The sequence below is a fragment of the Kribbella jejuensis genome (assembly GCF_006715085.1).
In the GTDB taxonomy this organism is placed as follows: domain Bacteria; phylum Actinomycetota; class Actinomycetes; order Propionibacteriales; family Kribbellaceae; genus Kribbella; species Kribbella jejuensis.
Window position 1 is genome coordinate 3,688,523 of sequence record NZ_VFMM01000001.1, and the last position, 18,613, is coordinate 3,707,135.

Annotated in this window: 17 protein-coding genes; 12 read left to right on the plus strand and 5 right to left on the minus strand. The window is 68.7% G+C overall.

Annotation, left to right across the window (positions count from 1 at the left end; genetic code table 11):
• Nucleotides 1–4: 4 nt before the first annotated feature.
• Nucleotides 5–1,213: an MFS transporter gene (locus FB475_RS18280; protein WP_141857439.1), complete on the minus strand. Its 1,209-nt coding sequence runs from the start codon at nucleotides 1,211–1,213 to the stop codon at nucleotides 5–7.
• A gap of 71 nt (nucleotides 1,214–1,284) precedes the next feature.
• Here FB475_RS18280 and FB475_RS18285 point away from each other — a divergent pair, with 71 nt between their 5' ends.
• Both FB475_RS18285 and FB475_RS18290 read left to right on the plus strand, forming a co-directional pair.
• Nucleotides 1,285–2,172: a LysR family transcriptional regulator gene (locus FB475_RS18285; RefSeq protein ID WP_141857440.1), complete on the plus strand. Its 888-nt coding sequence runs from the start codon at nucleotides 1,285–1,287 to the stop codon at nucleotides 2,170–2,172.
• A gap of 88 nt (nucleotides 2,173–2,260) precedes the next feature.
• Nucleotides 2,261–3,016 (plus strand): GDSL-type esterase/lipase family protein, encoded by a 756-nt coding sequence (locus tag FB475_RS18290; RefSeq protein ID WP_238332208.1) that lies wholly within the window; start codon nucleotides 2,261–2,263, stop codon nucleotides 3,014–3,016.
• A 34-nt stretch (nucleotides 3,017–3,050) separates the two neighbouring features.
• On the opposite strand, the gene FB475_RS18295 is transcribed toward FB475_RS18290, so the two are convergent.
• Both FB475_RS18295 and FB475_RS18300 read right to left on the minus strand, forming a co-directional pair.
• The gene (locus FB475_RS18295) at nucleotides 3,051–4,592 is read right to left on the minus strand and encodes a glycoside hydrolase family 18 protein (protein ID WP_141857441.1); all 1,542 of its coding nucleotides are present in this window, start codon (nucleotides 4,590–4,592) and stop codon (nucleotides 3,051–3,053) included.
• A gap of 29 nt (nucleotides 4,593–4,621) precedes the next feature.
• Nucleotides 4,622–6,358: a glycosyl hydrolase family 18 protein gene (locus FB475_RS18300; RefSeq protein ID WP_141857442.1), complete on the minus strand. Its 1,737-nt coding sequence runs from the start codon at nucleotides 6,356–6,358 to the stop codon at nucleotides 4,622–4,624.
• Between the two features lie 202 nt (nucleotides 6,359–6,560).
• Between FB475_RS18300 and ssd the strand changes: the two genes are divergently transcribed.
• From ssd to FB475_RS18345, 10 genes are all read left to right on the plus strand, one after another.
• The gene (gene ssd / locus FB475_RS18305) at nucleotides 6,561–7,631 is read left to right on the plus strand and encodes a septum site-determining protein Ssd (protein WP_141857443.1); all 1,071 of its coding nucleotides are present in this window, start codon (nucleotides 6,561–6,563) and stop codon (nucleotides 7,629–7,631) included.
• 336 nt (nucleotides 7,632–7,967) lie between these two features.
• A complete protein-coding gene (locus tag FB475_RS18310; protein WP_141857444.1) occupies nucleotides 7,968–9,122 on the plus strand; it encodes a TadA family conjugal transfer-associated ATPase in 1,155 nt (384 codons plus the stop codon).
• Nucleotides 9,119–10,183: a type II secretion system F family protein gene (locus FB475_RS37210; RefSeq protein WP_202878359.1), complete on the plus strand. Its 1,065-nt coding sequence runs from the start codon at nucleotides 9,119–9,121 to the stop codon at nucleotides 10,181–10,183. Before FB475_RS18310 ends, FB475_RS37210 begins: the two co-directional genes overlap by 4 nt.
• Nucleotides 10,184–10,551: 368 nt before the next feature.
• On the plus strand, nucleotides 10,552–11,268 hold the full coding sequence (locus tag FB475_RS37640) for a type II secretion system F family protein (RefSeq protein ID WP_238332209.1): 717 nt from the start codon (nucleotides 10,552–10,554) through the stop codon (nucleotides 11,266–11,268).
• A gap of 25 nt (nucleotides 11,269–11,293) precedes the next feature.
• Entirely contained in the window at nucleotides 11,294–11,500 is a 207-nt protein-coding gene (locus FB475_RS18325; RefSeq protein ID WP_141857445.1) for a DUF4244 domain-containing protein, read from the plus strand.
• Between the two features lie 723 nt (nucleotides 11,501–12,223).
• Nucleotides 12,224–12,406: a hypothetical protein gene (locus tag FB475_RS36835; RefSeq protein ID WP_185759295.1), complete on the plus strand. Its 183-nt coding sequence runs from the start codon at nucleotides 12,224–12,226 to the stop codon at nucleotides 12,404–12,406.
• A complete protein-coding gene (locus FB475_RS36840; RefSeq protein ID WP_185759296.1) occupies nucleotides 12,403–12,735 on the plus strand; it encodes a TadE family type IV pilus minor pilin in 333 nt (110 codons plus the stop codon). The genes FB475_RS36835 and FB475_RS36840 overlap by 4 nt, the downstream gene beginning before the upstream one ends.
• Nucleotides 12,736–12,849: 114 nt before the next feature.
• A complete protein-coding gene (locus FB475_RS18335; protein ID WP_141857447.1) occupies nucleotides 12,850–13,317 on the plus strand; it encodes an Rv3654c family TadE-like protein in 468 nt (155 codons plus the stop codon).
• 108 nt (nucleotides 13,318–13,425) lie between these two features.
• Nucleotides 13,426–14,121 carry a response regulator transcription factor gene (locus tag FB475_RS18340; RefSeq protein ID WP_141857448.1) on the plus strand — a complete coding sequence of 232 codons (696 nt, stop codon included), beginning with the start codon at nucleotides 13,426–13,428 and terminating at the stop codon, nucleotides 14,119–14,121.
• Between the two features lie 583 nt (nucleotides 14,122–14,704).
• Nucleotides 14,705–15,208, plus strand: coding sequence for a hypothetical protein (locus tag FB475_RS18345; protein WP_238332210.1), 504 nt, complete (start codon nucleotides 14,705–14,707; stop codon nucleotides 15,206–15,208).
• Nucleotides 15,209–16,187: 979 nt separating this feature from the next.
• Here FB475_RS18345 and FB475_RS18350 read toward each other — a convergent pair.
• Together FB475_RS18350 and FB475_RS18355 are read right to left on the minus strand one after the other, a co-directional pair.
• Nucleotides 16,188–17,435, minus strand: coding sequence for a CehA/McbA family metallohydrolase (locus FB475_RS18350; RefSeq protein WP_141857449.1), 1,248 nt, complete (start codon nucleotides 17,433–17,435; stop codon nucleotides 16,188–16,190).
• 38 nt (nucleotides 17,436–17,473) lie between these two features.
• Entirely contained in the window at nucleotides 17,474–18,589 is a 1,116-nt protein-coding gene (locus FB475_RS18355; RefSeq protein ID WP_141857450.1) for an ABC transporter ATP-binding protein, read from the minus strand.
• Between the last annotated feature and the right edge of the window lie 24 nt (nucleotides 18,590–18,613).

Below are 18,613 nucleotides of genomic sequence, written 5' to 3' on the forward strand. Positions count from 1 at the left end.
TTGGCTAGTTTTGCACCTTGCTGGGAACGTTCTTGAGCAGCAGGGCGAGGATCAGCGTGACCGCGAACAGTACGGCGGCTTCGGTGGCGACTCCGGTCCACTGCGCCCGGCTCCACGCCGTACCGGCAAGTCCTCCGAACACGGAGGAGCCAAGGTAGAACGAGAACAAGTACATGCTCGACGCCTGGCCTGTCCCCACGCCACTCGCATGCGCCCGCGCCGGTACCCATCCACTGGCCACGCCGTGCACTGCGAAGAACCCGGCTGTCATCACGGCCAGTCCTAGGACGATCAGCGGGAGCGGGGCCGCCAGGGTGATCGCCACACCGGCCAGGGTGATCAGACAGCCGATCGGGACCACTTTGCGCCGTCCGTACCGGTCCGCCAGCGTCCCCGCGGTAGCGGACCCGGCTGAGCCGAGCAGGTAGACGCAGAACACCAGCCCGGCCGCGCCGGCGCTCAGTTGGTACGGCGAACCCGACAGCCGGAAGACCGCGCCGTTGTAGACAGCCACGAACGCGCCGACCGCTGTCGCAGCGATCCCGTACAGCGCGAGCAGGGCCGGGTCCCGCAGTACCTTGCTGGAGAACAGACGCGCTGGGCTGCGGTGGAAGTTGCGCGAGGCGGGCAGTAGGAGCCAGACGACTGCCGCGCACAGTATACCCGTGACAGCGATCCCCGCGGTCGCGAAGCGCCAGCCGCCGACGTCGGACAAGCCGCCGGCGATGAGACGGCCCGCCATACCGCCGACTGCCGTACCGGCGATGTAGAGGCCGCTCGCTCGTGCGTGGCTGTCCTGGTGCACCTCTTCGCGCAGGTAAGCCATGGCGACTGCAGGCAGCCCGGCCATCGCAATGCCCTGCAAGCCTCTCAATGCCAGCAGCGTGGGCCACGTCGGAGCGAAGGCGCTGAGCAGGGCGAAGAAGGACGTCGCCGCAACGGACCAGCGCATCAGGTTGGTACGTCCGAGAACCTCCGATGCCGGACCGGCGACCAGCAGCGCCAGGCCGAGGCCGAACGTGGCGAACGACACGCTGAACGCGCTCTGACTAGGGGAGACGTGGAAGGCGCTCACGAGCTGCGGCAGCAGCGGCTGGGTGCTGTAGAGCAGGGCGAACGTCGCGAGCCCGGCCGCGAAGAGCGCGACGGACAGTTTGCGGTACTCCGGGTCGCCGGGCAGGTACCCGGTCCGGCGTGCGACGGACTGGTGCATGTCTTCGACGGTCGCACTGTTCGAGCGATACGTAAAATGTCGATCTCAGCGGGAATCGATACGATTTCAGTATGCATGTCGAGGATCTGCGGTGGTTCGTAGTGCTCGCTGAGACCGAACACCTGACCGAGGCGGCGGCTGCGCTCGGTACCAGCCAGCCGAATCTGACCCGGTCGCTGCAGCGCGTCGAGCGGGCGTTCGGCGTGCCGTTGTTCGAGCGGGAGCGTCGCGGCGTACGGCTGAATCCGTACGGGCGGCTGGTGCTCGAGGCCGCGCGAGCCGGTACCGCTGCGGTGGACACCGCGCAGCGGCGGATCGACGCCCTGCTCGATCCGGACTCCGGGACCGTGCGGCTGGCGTTCCTGCATTCGGTGGCGACCAGTCTGATGCCGGACCTGCTGAAGGCGTTCCGGGCGGTCGCGCCGCAGGTGGAGTTCGAACTCCGGCAGGAGCCGGCGCACGACATCGTTCAGGACCTCGAGAGCGGGGAGGCCGAGATCGCGATCGTCGCGCCGCGGCCGGACCCGGCGCGGTTCGGCTGGCATCTGCTGGAGCGGCAGCGGCTGTGCCTGCACGTACCGCCCGGGCATCCGCTCGCGTCGCGGCGGCGGGTGGAGTTGGAGGCGGCACGGGACGAGCCGTTCATCGGGCTGCAGCCGGGGTTCGGGTTCCAGCGGGTCACGGACCGGTTGTGTCGCGAGGCCGGGTTCACTCCGCAGCTCGCCTTCGAGGCGACGGACCTCGCGACGATCGACAGCCTGGTCGGCGCCGGCCTCGGCGTCGCGATCCTGCCGGCCGGTGCGGTCCGCGGAAATGACAGCGGGGCGGTCTCGGTTCCGCTGGCCGGTGTACGGGCTCGGCGGGAGATCGGGATGTCGTGGCGGTCGAGCACGGCGTTGTCACCCGCAGCGGAGCGGTTCCGGGCGTTCGTCAGGTCCCGGCCGGTGACCGCCAGTTGACTGTCCGGGCAGTGACTTCCGCAGCGTTCGTCCCATTTTGCTGGTGTCGACTTGCAGTGAGAGGGCTTTCCGCCGCACCCTTGCCTGCGTGAGGAAGCGTCTGGAGGGGTTCCGGCCGAGTCGCCGGCTGCTGTTCGCGGCGGGGACCGCGGCGGCTGCGTCGACGGTTGCGGCCAGTACCGCGGAGGCGACACCGGGCGCTGCCCGGATCTCGGCCGGTGCGTACGGTTCCGGCGTCCTCAGCGCCTGGGAGGGTTTCGCCCGGGCGATCTCGAACGAGGCGCAGATCCGCCGGACCCGGGAGACCGACGGGGTCTTCATGTTCGGCGACAGCATCGCCGTCCAGGACGGTCCGGCGCTGGCTCAGCAGCTGGCTCAGCTGGGGATCAGCATCGCCGTCCACAACTGGGCCGGCCGTCCGGCGACGCCCGCGGTGGACGCGCTGGACACCTGGGCCCAGCAGTACGGTCTGCCGCACCGGATCCTGATGTCGGTCGGCTCCAACGACATCTTCGCTCCGCCCGCGGTCGCGGCGCAGATCGACCGGACGATGCAGATCGTCGGCGACGAGCGGACTGTGTACTGGGTGAACGTCCAGGCCGCCCGGACCGGGCTCGGGCCGGACATCAAGGTCGCGGACCAGCGCAACAGTGCCTGGATCAACCTGCAGCTCGCCGACGCGGCCCGCCGCTACGACAACCTGCGGATCGTGCACTGGGCCGAGCACCTGGCCTCCAGCCCGAACCGGCTGGCCCGGCTGCTCCGCGACGGTCTGCACCCGTCGAAGCCGCTCGGGCAGAACGCCCGCAACGGACTGATCATCTCCGCGCTCAAAGCCGGCTGAGTGCGGCTGCTCGCCGCACCCAGCCGATCGGTTCTCAGAACCCTGCGGTGATCCGCGTGAAGTCCCAGTCACCTTGAGCGATACCGCTGCAGTTCGACACGACACCGCCGCCGGCGCAACCGCGGTCGCGGTTCACCGACCAGAACGCCAGCCGACCGAGCCCGTTGCTCTTCGCCCAGTTGGTGATGTTCTGCCAGGTCGCGGTGCTGGTCAGCTCCTGCTGGTCGGACAGGCCGTTCATACCGGAGATGCCCTGGTGCGCGTAGGCCTGCGCGGTGGTCCAGCCGAAGGTGGCCTTCAGCTTGTTGTTCAGGCCCTGCTCCGCGGCGACCGTGTCGTTGTAGATGTTCGAGCTGCCGAAGTCGAACGGCATCAGCGTGAACACGTCGATGTTCGCGCCGAGGGCCTTCGACTGGTCGATCAGCCGGTTGCCGTAGTACGTCGGGCCGGTCGTCGACGTACCGAACGTGACGATCGTCCTGAGGCCCGGGTTGTTCTGCTTGACGATCTTCAGCGCGGTCAGGATCCGGTCCTGTACGGCCTCGTTCTCGAACTCGTCGGAGTTCTCGATGTCGATGTCGATCGCCTTCAGGCCGTACGCGTTGATCACCTGCTGGTACGCGCCGGCGAGAGCTTCCGGCGTACTGCAGTTGGGGCCGAGTTTGTTGCCGCTCCAGCCGCCGAACGACGGTACGACGTCACCGCCGGCCGCGCGGATCGCCGCGATCGCGTTCGCGTCGGCACTGCCCTGCAGCGGGCGGCTGCCGTCCCAGGCCGGGTTGCAGCCACCGGAGGAGAGGATGAACGCCATGGTGAATGCCTTGATGCCGGTCGCGTTCATCACAGTCGCGGGGTTCGGCGGGTCGCCCCAGCCCATGTACAGGTACGGCGCGGCCTGCGGGGACCCGGTGTTGCCGCCACCGGTGCCGGTCGTGACGGAGACGCTGCTGCTCTTCGCGCCCTCACCCGCGCTGTTCGAGGCGCTGACTTGGTAGCTGTACGACGTGTTCGCGGCGAGGCCCGCGTCCGTGTACGACGTACCCGTGGGGGAGCCGACCTTCGTACCGTTGCGGTAGACGTTGTAGCTGGTCGCACCGGATGCTGCGGACCAGCTGAGGTTCACCGACGTACCTGACGCCGTACCCGAAAGGCCTGTGGGTGCAGGGGGAACGGTGCCGCCACCTCCGCCTGAGCATGAGCCGCCGTTCAGACGGCAGGCTGACGGGCCGGGGAAGTTGCCGGGGCTGCCGTTGAAGCCGAAGCTCGCCGTGGCACCGGGAGCGAGCGGCCCGGCCCAGCTGGGCGGGGTGAAGGTGTGCGTTTGTCCGCTGCTGCTGTGGTTGGCGTCCCACGTGCTGGTGACGGTGTAGCCGGACGGGAAGTCCAGCGCGACCGACCAGGTGCTGAGAGAGCTGGTGGTGCCGTTGGTGATGGTCACCTTGCCTTCGAAGCCAGTGCCCCAGTCGGACACTTTGGTGAAGCTGGCAGTGACTCCTGCCGCGCTGGCCGCCTGTGCGGTCAGCAGGGCGATGACCACCGCGGTGATGGCTGCTATCGCCAGAGAAATGCGTTTCATGGTGCTCCGATCAGTGGGCGGTTACGTGATCAGACCCGTCCCCAGAGGGCGGGGACGTTCGGCGGCTCCCAGCCGACCAGGGAGGTGTGCCCCTGGATGCACTTGTAGGTCACGCCGGCGTACGTCACGAGCGCGCCGGTCGCGTACGTCGTGTTCGGCGCCCACGGGGTGGCCGTCGGCGGCGTGGTTGTTGGCGTCGGCGTCGGCGTGGGAGTCGGGGTGGGCGTGGGTGTTGGGGTCGGCGTGGGAGTCGGTGTCGGTGTTGGTGTCGGGCCGGAGCAGCCTGCGGTGCCGGCGTTGACCGCGTCGACCACGTTGTTGAAGAGCGTGGCGCCGGTGTCCAAAGCCTCGAGCGAGTACATCATCGCGCCGGCCAGCCCCTTGCAGTGCTGGTAGTCGGCCTTCGCCTTGATCGACTGGGCGTTGTCACCCGACCAGAACGTGCCGTTGCTGTAGAACCAGCTCGACTGCGTCGCAGTGTCGAAGTACGTCGCGGACGGGTTGTCGACGAAGCCCGTGAGCTCCTTGTAGAACGAGACACCCGGCACGTTGCCGCTTAACGCATGACCGTCGGCGGGCCCGGTAGCGCTCTGATACTTGCCGTTGTCGGTCGCGGGAACACCCTTCCATCCCCTGTAGTAGAAGGGATATCCGATGCTCAGCTTGTTCGCCGGGAACCCACCGGGGATGCCGTACGCCAGGTCGCCGCTGGTCCACGCCTTCACCGCGGCATCGATCGAGTACTTGCCCTGCCCGGGCGGAATCGGGCTGCTCGGGTCGTTCGGTGCCGTGTAGAGCGGGTCCTGGAAGTTCGTCGGCCCGGCAGCCTCCCAGCCGCCGTGCATGTCGTACGTCATCACGTTGTTGTAGTCGAGGTACTGCCCGATCTTGTTGGTCTCGATCGTGGCGATCTTGTCCTGACCGGCCGGGGTCGCCGCGGTCAGGTAGTACTTCTTCCCCGTCTGGCTGCCGTACGCGTCGAGCTGCGCACGGAACTCGGCCAGCAGCAGCGTGAAGTTCTGCTTGTCGGCAGCGCTGTAGTGGTTGCCGACGTGGCCGTTCGGTGAACCCGGGTACTCCCAATCGATGTCGACACCGTCGAAGATGCCGGCCGCGGAGCCGGCACCGCCGAAGCCGTCGATGACCGGCAGGTTGCCCTTCAGGAACATGTTGACGCAAGAGCTCACGAAGGCCTTCCGCGACGCGTCGGTGGCCGCTGCGTCGGAGAAGTACTTCGAGTAGGTCCAGCCGCCGATCGAGATCAGAATCTTGAGGTTGGGGTATTTCGCCTTGAGCTTCTTGAGCTGGTTGAAGTTCCCTTGGATGGGCTGGTTCCACACGTCTCCGACACCGTCGACGCTGATGTCCGCGCCGTACGACTTGCCGTAGTCGGCGAACGCGTCGCCGGCACCGTCACCCGCGTTCGGGTTGCTCTCGTCCTGGGACGCGGCCTTGTTGGCCATGAAGCAGGTGTGGTTGGCCGGGTCGATGTTCGCGAAGGCGTAGTTCAGGAAGTCCAGCTTCGCCGCGGCGCCGGTGGTGACCAGGTTCTTCGGGTAGAAGCCGTTGGCGTAGATCCCCCACTGGGTGAAGTACGCCGTCTTGACGCCACCGCTGGTGGCTTGTGGCGCCATGGTGGCTGTATTGCCTGTCGTGGCTGCGTTGGCCGCGGTGACGTCCGGGGTCGCGAGACAGACACCGGCGGCGGTGATCAGGGCGGTCGCCGCGACGGCGGCGGTGGCTGGGAGCGTGCGCAATCGACTCATCAGGTTCCTCCGGAGCGATGGGCGGAAGCGGTCCGGTGAAATTTAGTTAAAGACGCTTCGAAAGGAACGGTAACTGTTCCCGGCGGGTTGGTCGCCGGCTCGTCGTGGCGGGTTCCCGCTGCTGACGGAAATCCGACAACCCTTTGTCCACAGGGATCCGATGCCGTGTCCAGCAACCCCCGAACAACGGCATGTTCTAGGTATGGACACGAACGCAGCAACCCCATCGGTGCTCATGGCAACTACGAACGAGACCTTGCTCGACGACTTCCTCCGGCTCGCCGCGGCGGCCGCCGTCACGCCGCACGTCCAAACCAACTTGGCCGGCCTACGCCGGCAATGGCATCTCGGGTCGCTGGTCGTGATCGGCCACGACCTGGCCGAACCGCTATCGCGCGCACAGCCCGTCCATCGACCGGGTGTCGTCGTGGTCGGCTCAGCCGCCGATGGCGACGACCTCTACCGAGTCGCCTTCGACCTCGGTGCCGACCTGGTCTGCCGCTTGCCCGCCGACGAGCCGATGCTCGCCGGCAAGCTGGCCGACGCGCTCGACGGCGCCGCCCGCACTGCCGTCACGTTGGCCTTCGTCGGCGGCTGCGGGGGAGCGGGTGCGACCACCTTCGCGGCCGCGGTGGCGGTGCTCGGCAATCGCCGCGGCTACCGGACGATGCTGATCGACGGCGATCCGCTCGGCGGCGGCATCGAGCTCGCCCTCGGTATCGAACGCGATCCGGGCGACCGTTGGCCCAAGCTCCTGAACGCATCCGGACGCGTCAGCGCCGCGGCACTACGGTCCGCCTTACCCTCCGTCGACGGCCTGGCAGTCCTGTCCTGGGATCAGTCCGATGTCACGGTCCTCCCGCCGGACACGATGAGTTCGGTGATCGGCGCGGCACAACGCAGTACCGACCTGGTCGTGCTCGACCTGCCCAGACGCGCGGATCCGGCAGTCGAGGAGGGATTCATCCGCGCGACGGCAACGCTTCTCGTCGTCCCGTGCGACGTCCGCTCGGTCGCCGCCGCCAAACGCCTCTCCGGTCCACTCCGCTCCGTGGCCGGCGACGTCCGCGTCGTCGCTCGCGACTCCCGCCCCGGCCTGGCGCCCGCAGATGTCGCCGCCCACTTGTCCTTGCCCTTGGCAACAAGACTCGGCATCGATCCCAAGGTGCCGGCGGCCATGGACGACGGCCGCTTCGCCCCGCACCGCCGAAGCCCACTGAGCCGCGCCGCCGCAGACATCCTCAACCTCTTCGCCCCCTCAGAGTCCACATAACCACCGCCGTCGTCCCCGCCGACCTCTTCACCCCCTCAGAGTCCCCATGAGCACCGCCGTCGTCCCCGCCGCCCTCTTCGCCCCCTCGGAGTCCACATGAGCACCGCCGTCGTCCCCGCCGCCCTCTTCGCCTCCTCGGAGTCCACATGAGCACCGCCGTCGTGCCCGCCGCCCTCTTCGCTTCCTCGGAGTCCCCATGAGTACCGCCGTCGCGCCCGCCGCCCTGTCCGACAGTCCACATGAGTACCGCCGTCGTCCCCGCCGCCCTTCTGCCCTCGGAGTCCACATGAGTACCGCCGTCGTCCCCGCCGACCTCTTCGACGCCTCGGAGTCGACATGAGTACTGCCGTCGTGCCCGCCGACCTCCTCGACCGCGTCCGCGGCACCCTCGCCCTGACCGGCGCGGAGCCGACCCCCGTCCACGTCGCCGCAGCCTTACGCGCCGACGGCACCATCTGCGGCGACGCGATGGTCCTCGCGGTGGTCACCGCCCTCCGCCGCGAAGCCCTCGGCGCCGGCCCCCTCGACAGCCTGCTCGGCGAACCCGGCGTCACCGACATCCTGGTCAACGGCCCCGACGAGGTGTACATCGACCGCGGCCAAGGCCTCGAGTTCATCGCGATCCGCACCGGCGACGAACAAGCCATCCGCCGCCTCGCGGTCCGCCTCGCCGCCGCGGCCGGCCGCCGCCTCGACGACTCCACGCCGTACGTCGACGTCCGCCTCTCCGACGGCACCCGCTTCCACGCCGTCCTCGCCCCGATCGCAGCTCCCGGCACCTGCCTGTCCCTGCGAGTACCGTCCCGCAAGGTCTTCACCCTCGACGACCTGATCACCGCGGGCGCCCTGCCACCAGCCGGCGCCGAGATCCTGCGCAACCTCCTCGACTCCCGCGTGGCCTTTCTGATCAGCGGCGGCACCGGCACCGGCAAGACCACCTTGCTCAACACCCTGCTGTCCTTGACGAATCCCGCCGAACGCCTGGTCCTCGTCGAAGACGCCAACGAACTCCGCCCCGACCATCCCCACGTCGTGCGCCTGGAAGCCCGCCCACCCAACATCGAAGGCGCCGGCGAGATCTCGCTGCGCGACCTGGTCCGCCAGGCCCTCCGCATGCGCCCCGACCGCCTGGTCATCGGCGAAGTCCGAGGACCGGAAGTAGTCGACCTCCTGACCGCCCTGAACACCGGTCACGAAGGCGGCTGCGGCACCATCCACGCCAACTCCGCCGCCGACGTCCCCGCCCGCCTAGAAGCCCTAGGCGCCCTGGCAGGCCTCTCCCCATCGGCCATCCACAGCCAGGCCGCGTCAGCCCTCCACGCCGTCATCCACCTGACCCGCGCCCCCACAGGCCAACGCCGAGTAGCCGAAATCCACACCCTCACCAAACCCCCAGGCGCCCCCCTGACCACCCACCCCGCAGTCACCTTCCACCCCAACAACACCCACACCCTCCACCCCGCCGCCCACCTCTTCACCCAAACCCCATGACCCCCGCCCTACCAGCCGCCCTCCTAACCCTCCTAACCACAACCCTCGCCCTCCCCCGTCCCGCCAGCCTCCACCGCCTAACCCCCACCCAACGCCCCACCACCCAGAGCACCCACGCTCAACGCCCCGACCTCCACCGCCCCGCGACCCAACGCACCGACGCTCATCGCCTTGCCGCCCAACGCCTCGACTCCCAACTTGCGGGCTCCGTACCTCTTGGCGCCCAAGGCCTCGACACTCATCTTGCCGGCGCCCAACATCCCGACTCCCAACGTGCTAGCGCCCCGGACACTCAACTCACCGTCGTCGAAGGCTTCGACCCCCATCACCCCAACGCACAACGCCACAAGGGTTCCCGGCCCGCACTACCCAGCCGCCACCTCCGCCCCCGACTCACCCGAGCCTGGCTCCTCCTCCCTCCAACCGCCCTGGCCACAGCGATCCTCGGCACCCAAGTCCTCGTCTCATTCCTCGCCATCACCGCCGTACTCGCCCTGGTCGCCGCCCAACGAGCCCACCACCACCGGGAGAAGACCACCACAGCCCGCCGCACAACAATCATCGAAGCCCTCGACGTACTAGCTGCCGACCTCTCCGCCGGCCGCCCACCGATCTCCGCCCTGGAAGGCGCCGCCTCCATCAGCCCCGACTTCGAAGTAGTCCACGCAGCAGCCAAGCTCGGCGCGGACGTCCCCGCCGCCCTGATCCGAGCCTCCACCACCCCAGGCGCCGCCGGCCTCCGCGCCCTAGCCGCCGCCTGGCGAGTAACCGAACAATCCGGCGCCACCTTCGCCACCCTCACCGAACGCCTCGCCGACGCTCTCCGAGCCGACGAAGCCATCCACCGCCAAACCGAAGCCAGCCTCGCCGGCGCCCGCTCCACCGCCCGAATCCTCGCCATCCTCCCCCTCGCCGGCATAGCCCTCGGCTACGCCCTAGGAGCCCACCCCCTCACCTTCCTGACCACCACCCCACCCGGCTGGCTATGCCTAACCACAGGCCTAGCCCTAACCGCCACCGGCCTCCACTGGACCACCAAAATCGCCACCCCCAACCCCTGACCCTCACCACCCAACCAATCCCAAACCCCCGACCCCGCTCCAACCACGGGCACCACCCCCTCAATCGCAACCTCACTGCCGAACACGCACCCCGACTACGCCCATCAGCCCCTCGCCCTCCGACCGCCAGCGCCCCCCTCCTGCGGCAGCAGCTCCTGACCCCGACCGCTCGCCCGCCTCACACACTCGCCCTCCAACCGCAATCCCTGCCCGCCCCAGCCAGCGGTACTGATCGCTCTGATCTCACGTACGCGACCTCGCCCTAACGCTCAGCCCGCTCGACCGCACGCCCTCGACGGACCATCCGCCGGTCAGCCGTGCTAACCCCTCGTCCCGACCGCATGTACCGAACACCGGAACCTGACCCGATGCCCCACGTTCTCGCCGCAGCCACTGCCGTTGCCCTAGGCACCTACCTGTTGATGCCGTCCCGCCCCGACCTCCGCCGGCTGACTCCACCACGTCAGAGCAAGCGACCGAAACCACCACGTTCCCACCGCCTGGCCGCAACCGCGATCGGCTTAGCCGCCCTGGTGCTCTTCGGCCTCCCGTGGGGCCTACTGCCAGCCGCAATCGCGTACTACGCCACCCCCCGAGCCCTCGCCCGCCTGGAACCAGCCGCCACCAAACAATGCAACGCCCGAATCGCCCGCGACCTCCCGCTAGCCATAGACCTCCTGACCGCCTGCCTACGAGCCGGCCGCCCACCCCAACAAGCCCTCCAACTCGTATCCGAAGCCCTACCCGGCCCCCTCGCCGACCTCTTCACCAAGATCGCCCACCACCTGACCCTGGGCGCCGACCCCGTAAAGGCCTGGGCCCTCCTAGTCACAAAACCCTCCTGCACCCCCATGGCCCGAGCCATCTCCCGCTCACTCCGCTCCGGAGCCCCACTCACCAAAACCCTCGATCACCTAGCCGACGAAACCCGCCGCACCCACCACCACACCGCCGACCAACAAGCCCGAGCCGCCGAATCCCGAGCCGCCCTCCCACTAGGCCTCTGCTTCCTCCCCGCCTTCGTACTCCTCTCCATCGTCCCCACCATCACCGACGCCCTGATCCCGTACCTCCCACACCCCTAACCGCACCACGCACCCAGGAGTCCCCATGCGCAAGCCAAGCCCCACCACCCACCCCAAGCGCCGCACACAACGAGGCGCCGTAACAGCCGAGTACGCCATCATGATCGTCGCCGCATGCGCCCTGGGCGGCGTCCTAGTAGCCATCCTCAGATCCCCCGCCATGCAAACCGCCCTAAAAACCATCATCAACTACGCCCTAAAAACCGCCGGCGTAGAAGGCGTCCACTTGTAAGCCACCCACCGAACCCATCCCAATCCGGCGGCCGGCCGACGCCCCCTCCCCGGCCGGCCGCCACCCCCATCAAGGCGCCGCACACGAACGCGTCCATCCCGTCCCAGCCTCCCGATACGTGGTTCGACGCGTGCGCTCGCGCATACTCGCCCACCAATCCACGCACCACGCCAATCCCAGCCGTACGCCGACCCGCGCACTCCGGCGTACCCGCGCACGTGCTCTTGCACCCGCAGTCCGCACCGTCCACACCGCCCACTCGTCCCTCGCCAACCGCCCACACCGTCCGCCACCCGACGCGCGATCCCGTACACACCGCCCACCAACTCGCGCCACGTCGATCCGTGCGGTACGCCGACCTGCGCGGTCCGGCGTACCCCGTACGCGCCTCACACTCGGCGCGCCGCGGCGTACCACCTATACGTACTCACGCACTCTCGCCCAACGCACACCTCGCCCGCCAACCCAGCTGCCATGCCAATCCACTCGCCGTGCCACGGCCGGCCGCGTCAGCCGACCCGCCGGCGTGCCCACTCGCCAGGCCAGCCCACCCGCCACGTATTCGTGCACGCCTTCGCGCGCAGCCTCCCGGGCTGAGCATGTGAGCTGCGTTGGTGCGCCGACCGTGCTTACCCCCAAGGACACCTATGCCCATTGATGCCATGCGTCCCGTCCGCGGCCGGCCGACGGCAACGCGACACACCCCCGCGCCCAAAAAGATCCATGCATCTCGCGCTGACCGTGCTGACCGCGACGACTGCGGTGATCGTGCTGCTCGCGCTGGGCGTGCTGACGGCGCGGCCGGCTCGACTGCGGCAGTCGGGTTGGTCCGCGCGAGTGGTGTGGGTTCCGCGGGCCGTGTCGGGTGGGTTCGGCGTCGGCGGCGGGGTGAGTTGGGGGCGGTGACAGTTGAGATGGCGCTTGCGTTGCCGGTGCTGGTTTCTCTTCTGGTGCTGGGGATCTGGTCCATCGGGCTCGTCGTACTCAATGTCCGTTGCATCGATGCCGCCCGCGATGTAGCGCGTGCTGTCGCCCGGGGCGACTCGGTGGAGCAAGCGCAAGCAATCGGCCGCCGCACCCTACCCGCGGCGACGATCACCATCACCCGCGACCAGTCTGACATCCACGTGACCGTGACAGCCACGCCCACCACCGACCCGCCGATCCTCAAGCTCATGGCGCCCACCCACCTCACCGCAACCGCCACTCTGCAAGCCGAACCGGAGACGCCATGACCTTCGCGAAACGCGCTCGTTCCGAACGAGCCAGCGCGACGGTGTATGTCACCTTCGTGCGCGCACTCCTCCTCGCCGTCCTGACCGCGGGCCTGCAAGCGGAAGCGGGTAGGCATGAACTTCCGTAAACGGGTGCGTTCTGAACGAGGTAGCGCGACGCTTCACGTGGTTTTTATGTCGGCGCTTCTCTTTGCGGTTCTCACCGCCTCGACGCTCTGGACGGCAATATCAACCGGGCGCCACAAGGTCACGGCCGCCGCGGACCTGACCGCACTCAGTGCAGCTCAGTCCATGATCGGCACCGATGAACTAACCGATCACCGTGAGGATCGGCCAGGTGGTGATTCGGGGGGTGAGGAGGGCGCCGGTGGTGGTGCGTCGGAACGTTCTTCTGTTCCGCATGCGCAAATCGCGTCGGCGCGACCATGTGCGACGGCGGCACGTTTGGCGATGCTCAATGGGGTTCGGCTCATCTCCTGTGAGGTCACTTCCGGCGCAGTGACGGTCGAGGTGTCACTCGAACTCGAGCTCCGGATCGCTCGTCCGACGCTGACCGCGAGTGCTCGAGCAGGGCCGGTGTGAGGCTGCGTCGTCAACCATCTCGTGGGTCGGGTACTGCGGTGGTCGCGATCTGGTCGCAATCTGATAGAGATGCCGCGTTGATGTGGACGGCGTCTGCGGGAGCGATCCATGATCGGGAACCGAGTACAGCTCATTTCCCGGACGTACTTCCCCGGCGCCCGGACTGTTACCTCGGAGGCTCGCTTGCCCGACCCGATTCGGCTGCTGCTGGTCGATGACCAGATTCTCAGTCGAGGCTTGCTGCGCAGCGGTTTGGAGCGTGAGCGCGATCTGCAGATCGTTGCCGAGCTCAACAGATCTGACGACGTGGTCGGTGCCGCCAAACGGCACCGGGCGAACGTCGCGCTGCTGGATGCGGGCGGTCCGGGCGACGACAGCATCACCGTCACCACCGAGTTGCGTACGTCGATGCCGGAGTGCCGGGTCGTCATGCTCACGACGTACGGGCGCCCGGTGCACATGCGGCGTGGGCTCGACGCCGGGGCGAAGGGGTTCGCGTTGAAGGGGAGTCCGGCGCCGCAATTAGCCGATGCGGTACGTCGGGTGCACCTCGGCCTGCGGGTCGTCGACGCGAACCTCGCGGCCGAGAACTTGAGGTATTCCGAGACGCCCCTCAACGAGGACGAAACGGACACGCTCCGCGCCGCCCGCAACGGCGGATCGGTCGCACTGATGGCGCGAAAGCTGGACGTCTCGGAGCGGGTGGTCCGCACCCGCCTTTGGTCTGCCATCGGCAAGACCGGCGCCCGTACGCGCTCCGACGCAGTCCAGATAGCCGAACAAAACGGCTGGCTGCTGGACTGACCGGCGATCGGGCCGGGTCCGAAGAGGACGCAGCACCTCCGCACCTGACGTCCTCCCGCGGCGTTGCTCGGCGCATCCGGGTATGCCGATCGCGTGGGGTGCGAGCGTGGGCGCGCCCGGTGTGCTCGCGATGCGCGGTAAGGCGGCCGCGTGGGGTGGAAGTGTGGTGGCGCTGCGGCGTGCCGGGATGCGTGCGTGAGCCCGCGGGCATGGGTGGGAGTGTGTGCACTGCGGTGTGCCGGGATGCGCGGTAAGCCGGCCGCGTGGGGTGGAGGTGTGGTGGCGCTGCGCTGTGCCGGGGTGCGTGGGTGAGCCCTTGGGCGTTGGGTGGGAGTGTGGTGGCGCCGCGGTGTGCTGGGGGTGCGTGGGTGAGCCGGTGGCGTGGGGTGGGAGCCGGGCGCCCGGGCAAGCCGATCGCGGGGCGGCGAGGGTGGTCCCGTCCGGATCCTGGTCACTCGCGAAGGCGCTGACCTGTTCGGTGCGGTGAACGCCTGGTCGGCGTGGTCGACACCGCGCAGTGCGCCGGTTGAGGCGGTCGCCCGCGCGTGCCGTGCGTACGTCGAGACCGGCGCGGTGGCGGCTGTTGAACCGCTGGCGCTGCTCACGCGTCTGTCCAAGGCTGCTGCGGCGGATCATCGGCGGACTGGTGGAGGACACTGGGGTGGTGGATCGGCGGCGGGTGGTTGTGGTGGATGCGGCGAATGTGGTTGGGGCGCGGCCGGATGGGTGGTGGCGCGATCGGGTGGGGGCGGCTCGGCGGCTGTTGGTTCGGGTTGCTGCGTTGGCGGAGCGGTTGCCTGATACTGACGTGATTGTGGTGCTTGAGGGTGCCGCGCGACGGGCGGTGGAGGGGGCGGACGCGCCTGACACGGGCCAGGTGCGGGTCGTGCTCGCACCGGGTTCCGGTGACGACACCATCGTGGACGTGACTGCCGAGGTAGTTGCCCAGTCGCATCATCCGGCCGTCACGGTGGTCACCGCAGACCGGGGCCTGCGCCAGCGCCTAGAGCCGACCGGTGCCGGCACCACCGGTCCGCGCTGGCTCCTTGACCAGTTGGACGGTTTACCCCAACGCCCAACCAATTGACGCCCGATGCAACCGAACAGTCCGGCCGCGCGAACGCTTGGGTGGGGTGAGAGGTGGGGTCGGTTGATCGGTGAGGTCAGGCCAACGGTGGGCCCGGGTGATTGCTGGGGTCGGGTGATTGCTCGGGCCGGGTGATTGCTGTCGGGCGCATGGTGGGCCCGGGTGATTGCTGGGGTCGGGTGATTGCTCGGGCCGGGTGATTGCTGTCGGGCGCATGGTGGGGCCGGGTGACTGCTGGGGCGGCGTGAAGGCTCGGCCGGGTGACTGCGTGGGTCGAGTGAATGCTCGGACTGCGTGTCCGCCTCGAGTTCCGGGACTCAGCGGGTCGTGTTGTGGATGACGTGTGGGAGTGGGGTGTCGTCGGGTGCTGGGCACAGCGTGCTGGAGGAGCTCGGTGCGCCCAGTGCCGAACGCTCGGCTGGATGAATGCTGGGTCGGGTGAATGCTCGGGCCGAGTGAATGCGACCGCTCCGGGCAAGACCGCGAGGGTGCCGTGGTGGCCGCGTGTAGGCCCGGCTGGGTGAATGCTCGGGTCGGGTGAATGCTCGGGTCGGGTGATTGCTTGGGCGGCGTGAACTCGGCGGGGTGAGTGCTTGGGTCGAGTGAAGGCTGGGGTCGCGTGAAGGCTGGGGTCGGGTGAGGGCTGGGGGTCCGTGTCCGCCTCGAGCTCCGGGACTCAGCGGGTCCTGTTGTGGATGACGCGCGGGAGTGGGGTGCTCTCGGGTGTCGGGCACGGCGTGCTGGAGGAGCTCGGTGCTGTCGCGGTGCCGAACGCTCGGCTGGGTGAATGCTTGGGGCGGGTGAGTGCTCGGGCCAGGTGAACGGTCAGACCGCGTGAACGCTCGGACCGCGCGAACGCTGGGGCCGCGCGAACGCTGGGGCCGCGTGAACCTCGGATCGGGTGAACCGTCGGGCCGCGTGAACGCTGCGCCGGGTGAAGGCTTGGGTTGGGTGGATGCTGGGGGCGCGGGGGGTGTGGTTAGGCGCAGGTTGAGAGGAATTGGCCGGTGTGGGTTATCAGGAGGTGGGGGCCTGGGGTGGCCGGGAGGTGGTGTTGGGGGGTGGTGATGGGGTGGCGGGTGCCGTCCGGGGTGATTACCAGGGTGTTGGGGGCGTTTAGGGCGATTAGTTCGTTGTTGGTGCGGACCAGGACGGGGGCCTCGTAGGACCAGGAGAGGGCGGTTCGGCCGGCTGCTAGGGCTTCTAGGGTGGCGGCGGCTAGTTCGGTGGGGCCTTGGGCGGAGGCGTCTACGGCGATCCAGGTGGTGGGGGTGCCGGGTGGGGTGAGGGAGGTGGGGTTGTGCCAGTCGCTGCCGCCGATGGGGGTGGTTTGTTCGAGGCCCCAGGCGTGCCACCAGGCGATCGGGCCGCCCCAGGTGTGGTCCAGCCACGAGGAGTGCCAGATTTCGGCGAGCGGTGGGTGTTCGGGGAGTTGGTGGCGCCACGAGCAGTCGCCGCCGAGCGGGTGGTTGATCGAGAGTAGGCCGCCGCGGTCGGCGACTTCGGAGACCCAGGTGGCGGCGGGGCGGCGGAAGTCGATGAAACCGATGTCGCCGAACGCGTTGGCGTGGCCGGCGTCGGTGGTGACTTCCTGGCCTGGGATCAGGCCGATCCCGAACCGTTCGCTGAGGGCGGGGAGTTCGGCGTGGTGGGCAACGGTGTTGTGGTCGGTGACGGCCAGTACGTCGAGGCCCGCGGCGACGCCCAACGCCGCGAGGTTGGCGATCGTGGTGGAGCCGTCGGAGTGCAGCGAGTGGGCGTGGAAGTCGCCGGCGATCCACTTCAACCCGCTGGACGCAGGGAGGGTACGACGAGGTGGCCGCGGAGGTACGGCGATCGCAGCCGTTTCGTCGACGTACTCCTGCAGCCCGGGGACCGTGTCAACCGGGCCAGTGACGGCTTCGACGAGAAGCTCGACACCTTCGACGGGTACTCGGTGCAGACCGAGGACGATCCACCAAGTACCGGGTTCGAGTTCGCCGGGAACATAGCCGGGCGTGGCCGCGTCGGGGGTGATCGCGAAGGTACGGCGTGCGCCGCCGGACCAGCCGCGCCACCCGGAAGCGCCATCGCAGCCGATGTCGATGACCGTCCCGTCGACCGGAGGAACGGTCAGTGTGACGAGGAGACCGGGGCAGTCCGCCGGGATGTCCACAGGCAGCGAGTGCCAGACGGACTCAGCACGATCGTCGAGCGTCCAGCGCCGACGGTAGGACGTGACTGCCATCAGTTAAGTCTCCAACTGTCTCGACGAAAGCAGGTGCGTCAGGAAACGGTGGCCGGTTCGCGGGACAGGAGTTCGCCTGACTCGCGGTCGTACAGGAGCACCCGGCCGGCGGGCGCGGTGAGGGTCACAGCGGCGCCAGGAGCAGGTTCTTCCTCCTCGGGTACGGTGACGCCTACCAGGGTGCCGTCGCAGTCCACTGTCACCAAGGACTGGGTGCCCAGGTTCTCCGCGACGACGACGGTGCCTCGCAGTGCGGGTCCGGCGGCGTCGTTGGGGGTGAGGGTCAGGTACTCGGGCCGGATGCCGACCGTTACCTCGGCCCCAGCAGGCACCGAGGCGGTTGTCGCGGGCAACGATCCACCCGCGACCGTCACGATCCCGACACCGTCCGATCCGTCCGCGGACGCGGAGGTCAGCTGTCCAGGGAGCAGATTCATCGGCGTCGAGCCGATGAAGTTCGCCACGAAGGTGTTGGCCGGCCAGGCGAAGACCTCCCGGGGCGAACCCAGTTGACGCAGCTTGCCGGACTGCATGACCGCGATCCGATCGGCGAGCGCCAGCGCCTCGGCCTGGTCGTGCGTGACGAACACCGTCGTGATCCCCAGGTCGCGCTGCAACTTCTTCAGGAACGTACGCGCCTCCAGCCGCAACCGCGCGTCGAGGTTCGACAACGGCTCGTCGAGCAGGAGCACCTTGCCCTCAGAGGCGATCGCACGAGCCAGCGCGACCCGCTGCTGCTGCCCACCGGAAAGCTGGCCGGGCTTGCGTTCGAGCAGGCCGTCCAACGACAGCTCTCCGGCAGTACGAGACGCGACAGAAGCGCGAGTGGCCGGGGCAACTCGCCGTACCTTCAGGGGGTACGTGATGTTCTCGGAGACGTTCATGTGCGGGAAGAGCGCGTAGTCCTGGAAGACCATCGCCACCCCGCGCTTGCCCGGCTCCGTCCGGGTGACGTCGGCAGCGTCGATCCGGATGCTGCCGGAAGACGCCGTCTCCAGGCCGGCGATCGTCCGCAGCAGCGTGGTCTTGCCGCAACCGGACGGTCCGAGCAGGGCGAAGAACTCGCCGTCGGCCACGTGCAGGTCCAGCCCGTCGACGGCGCGGACGCCGTTGGGGTAGACGGTCGCGAGGCCTTCGATGTCGATGCCCGCCATCAGCAACCCATCCTTTCGTGGACA

Bases quoted from the DNA above. Each gene is read 5' to 3' on its own strand.
- FB475_RS18325 (WP_141857445.1), top strand. From the start codon at position 11,294: ATGCGCAAGCCAAGCCCCACCACCCACCCCAAGCGCCGCACACAACGA.
- FB475_RS18310 (WP_141857444.1), top strand. From the start codon at position 7,968: ATGAGTACTGCCGTCGTGCCCGCCGACCTCCTCGACCGCGTCCGCGGC.
- FB475_RS36835 (WP_185759295.1), top strand. From the start codon at position 12,224: ATGCATCTCGCGCTGACCGTGCTGACCGCGACGACTGCGGTGATCGTG.
- FB475_RS18335 (WP_141857447.1), top strand. From the start codon at position 12,850: ATGAACTTCCGTAAACGGGTGCGTTCTGAACGAGGTAGCGCGACGCTT.
- FB475_RS18280 (WP_141857439.1), bottom strand. From the start codon at position 1,213: ATGCACCAGTCCGTCGCACGCCGGACCGGGTACCTGCCCGGCGACCCG.
- FB475_RS18340 (WP_141857448.1), top strand. From the start codon at position 13,426: ATGATCGGGAACCGAGTACAGCTCATTTCCCGGACGTACTTCCCCGGC.
- FB475_RS18285 (WP_141857440.1), top strand. From the start codon at position 1,285: ATGCATGTCGAGGATCTGCGGTGGTTCGTAGTGCTCGCTGAGACCGAA.
- FB475_RS18350 (WP_141857449.1), bottom strand. From the start codon at position 17,435: ATGGCAGTCACGTCCTACCGTCGGCGCTGGACGCTCGACGATCGTGCT.
- FB475_RS37640 (WP_238332209.1), top strand. From the start codon at position 10,552: ATGCCCCACGTTCTCGCCGCAGCCACTGCCGTTGCCCTAGGCACCTAC.
- ssd (WP_141857443.1), top strand. From the start codon at position 6,561: ATGGACACGAACGCAGCAACCCCATCGGTGCTCATGGCAACTACGAAC.
- FB475_RS18355 (WP_141857450.1), bottom strand. From the start codon at position 18,589: ATGGCGGGCATCGACATCGAAGGCCTCGCGACCGTCTACCCCAACGGC.
- FB475_RS18300 (WP_141857442.1), bottom strand. From the start codon at position 6,358: ATGAGTCGATTGCGCACGCTCCCAGCCACCGCCGCCGTCGCGGCGACC.
- FB475_RS18295 (WP_141857441.1), bottom strand. From the start codon at position 4,592: ATGAAACGCATTTCTCTGGCGATAGCAGCCATCACCGCGGTGGTCATC.
- FB475_RS37210 (WP_202878359.1), top strand. From the start codon at position 9,119: ATGACCCCCGCCCTACCAGCCGCCCTCCTAACCCTCCTAACCACAACC.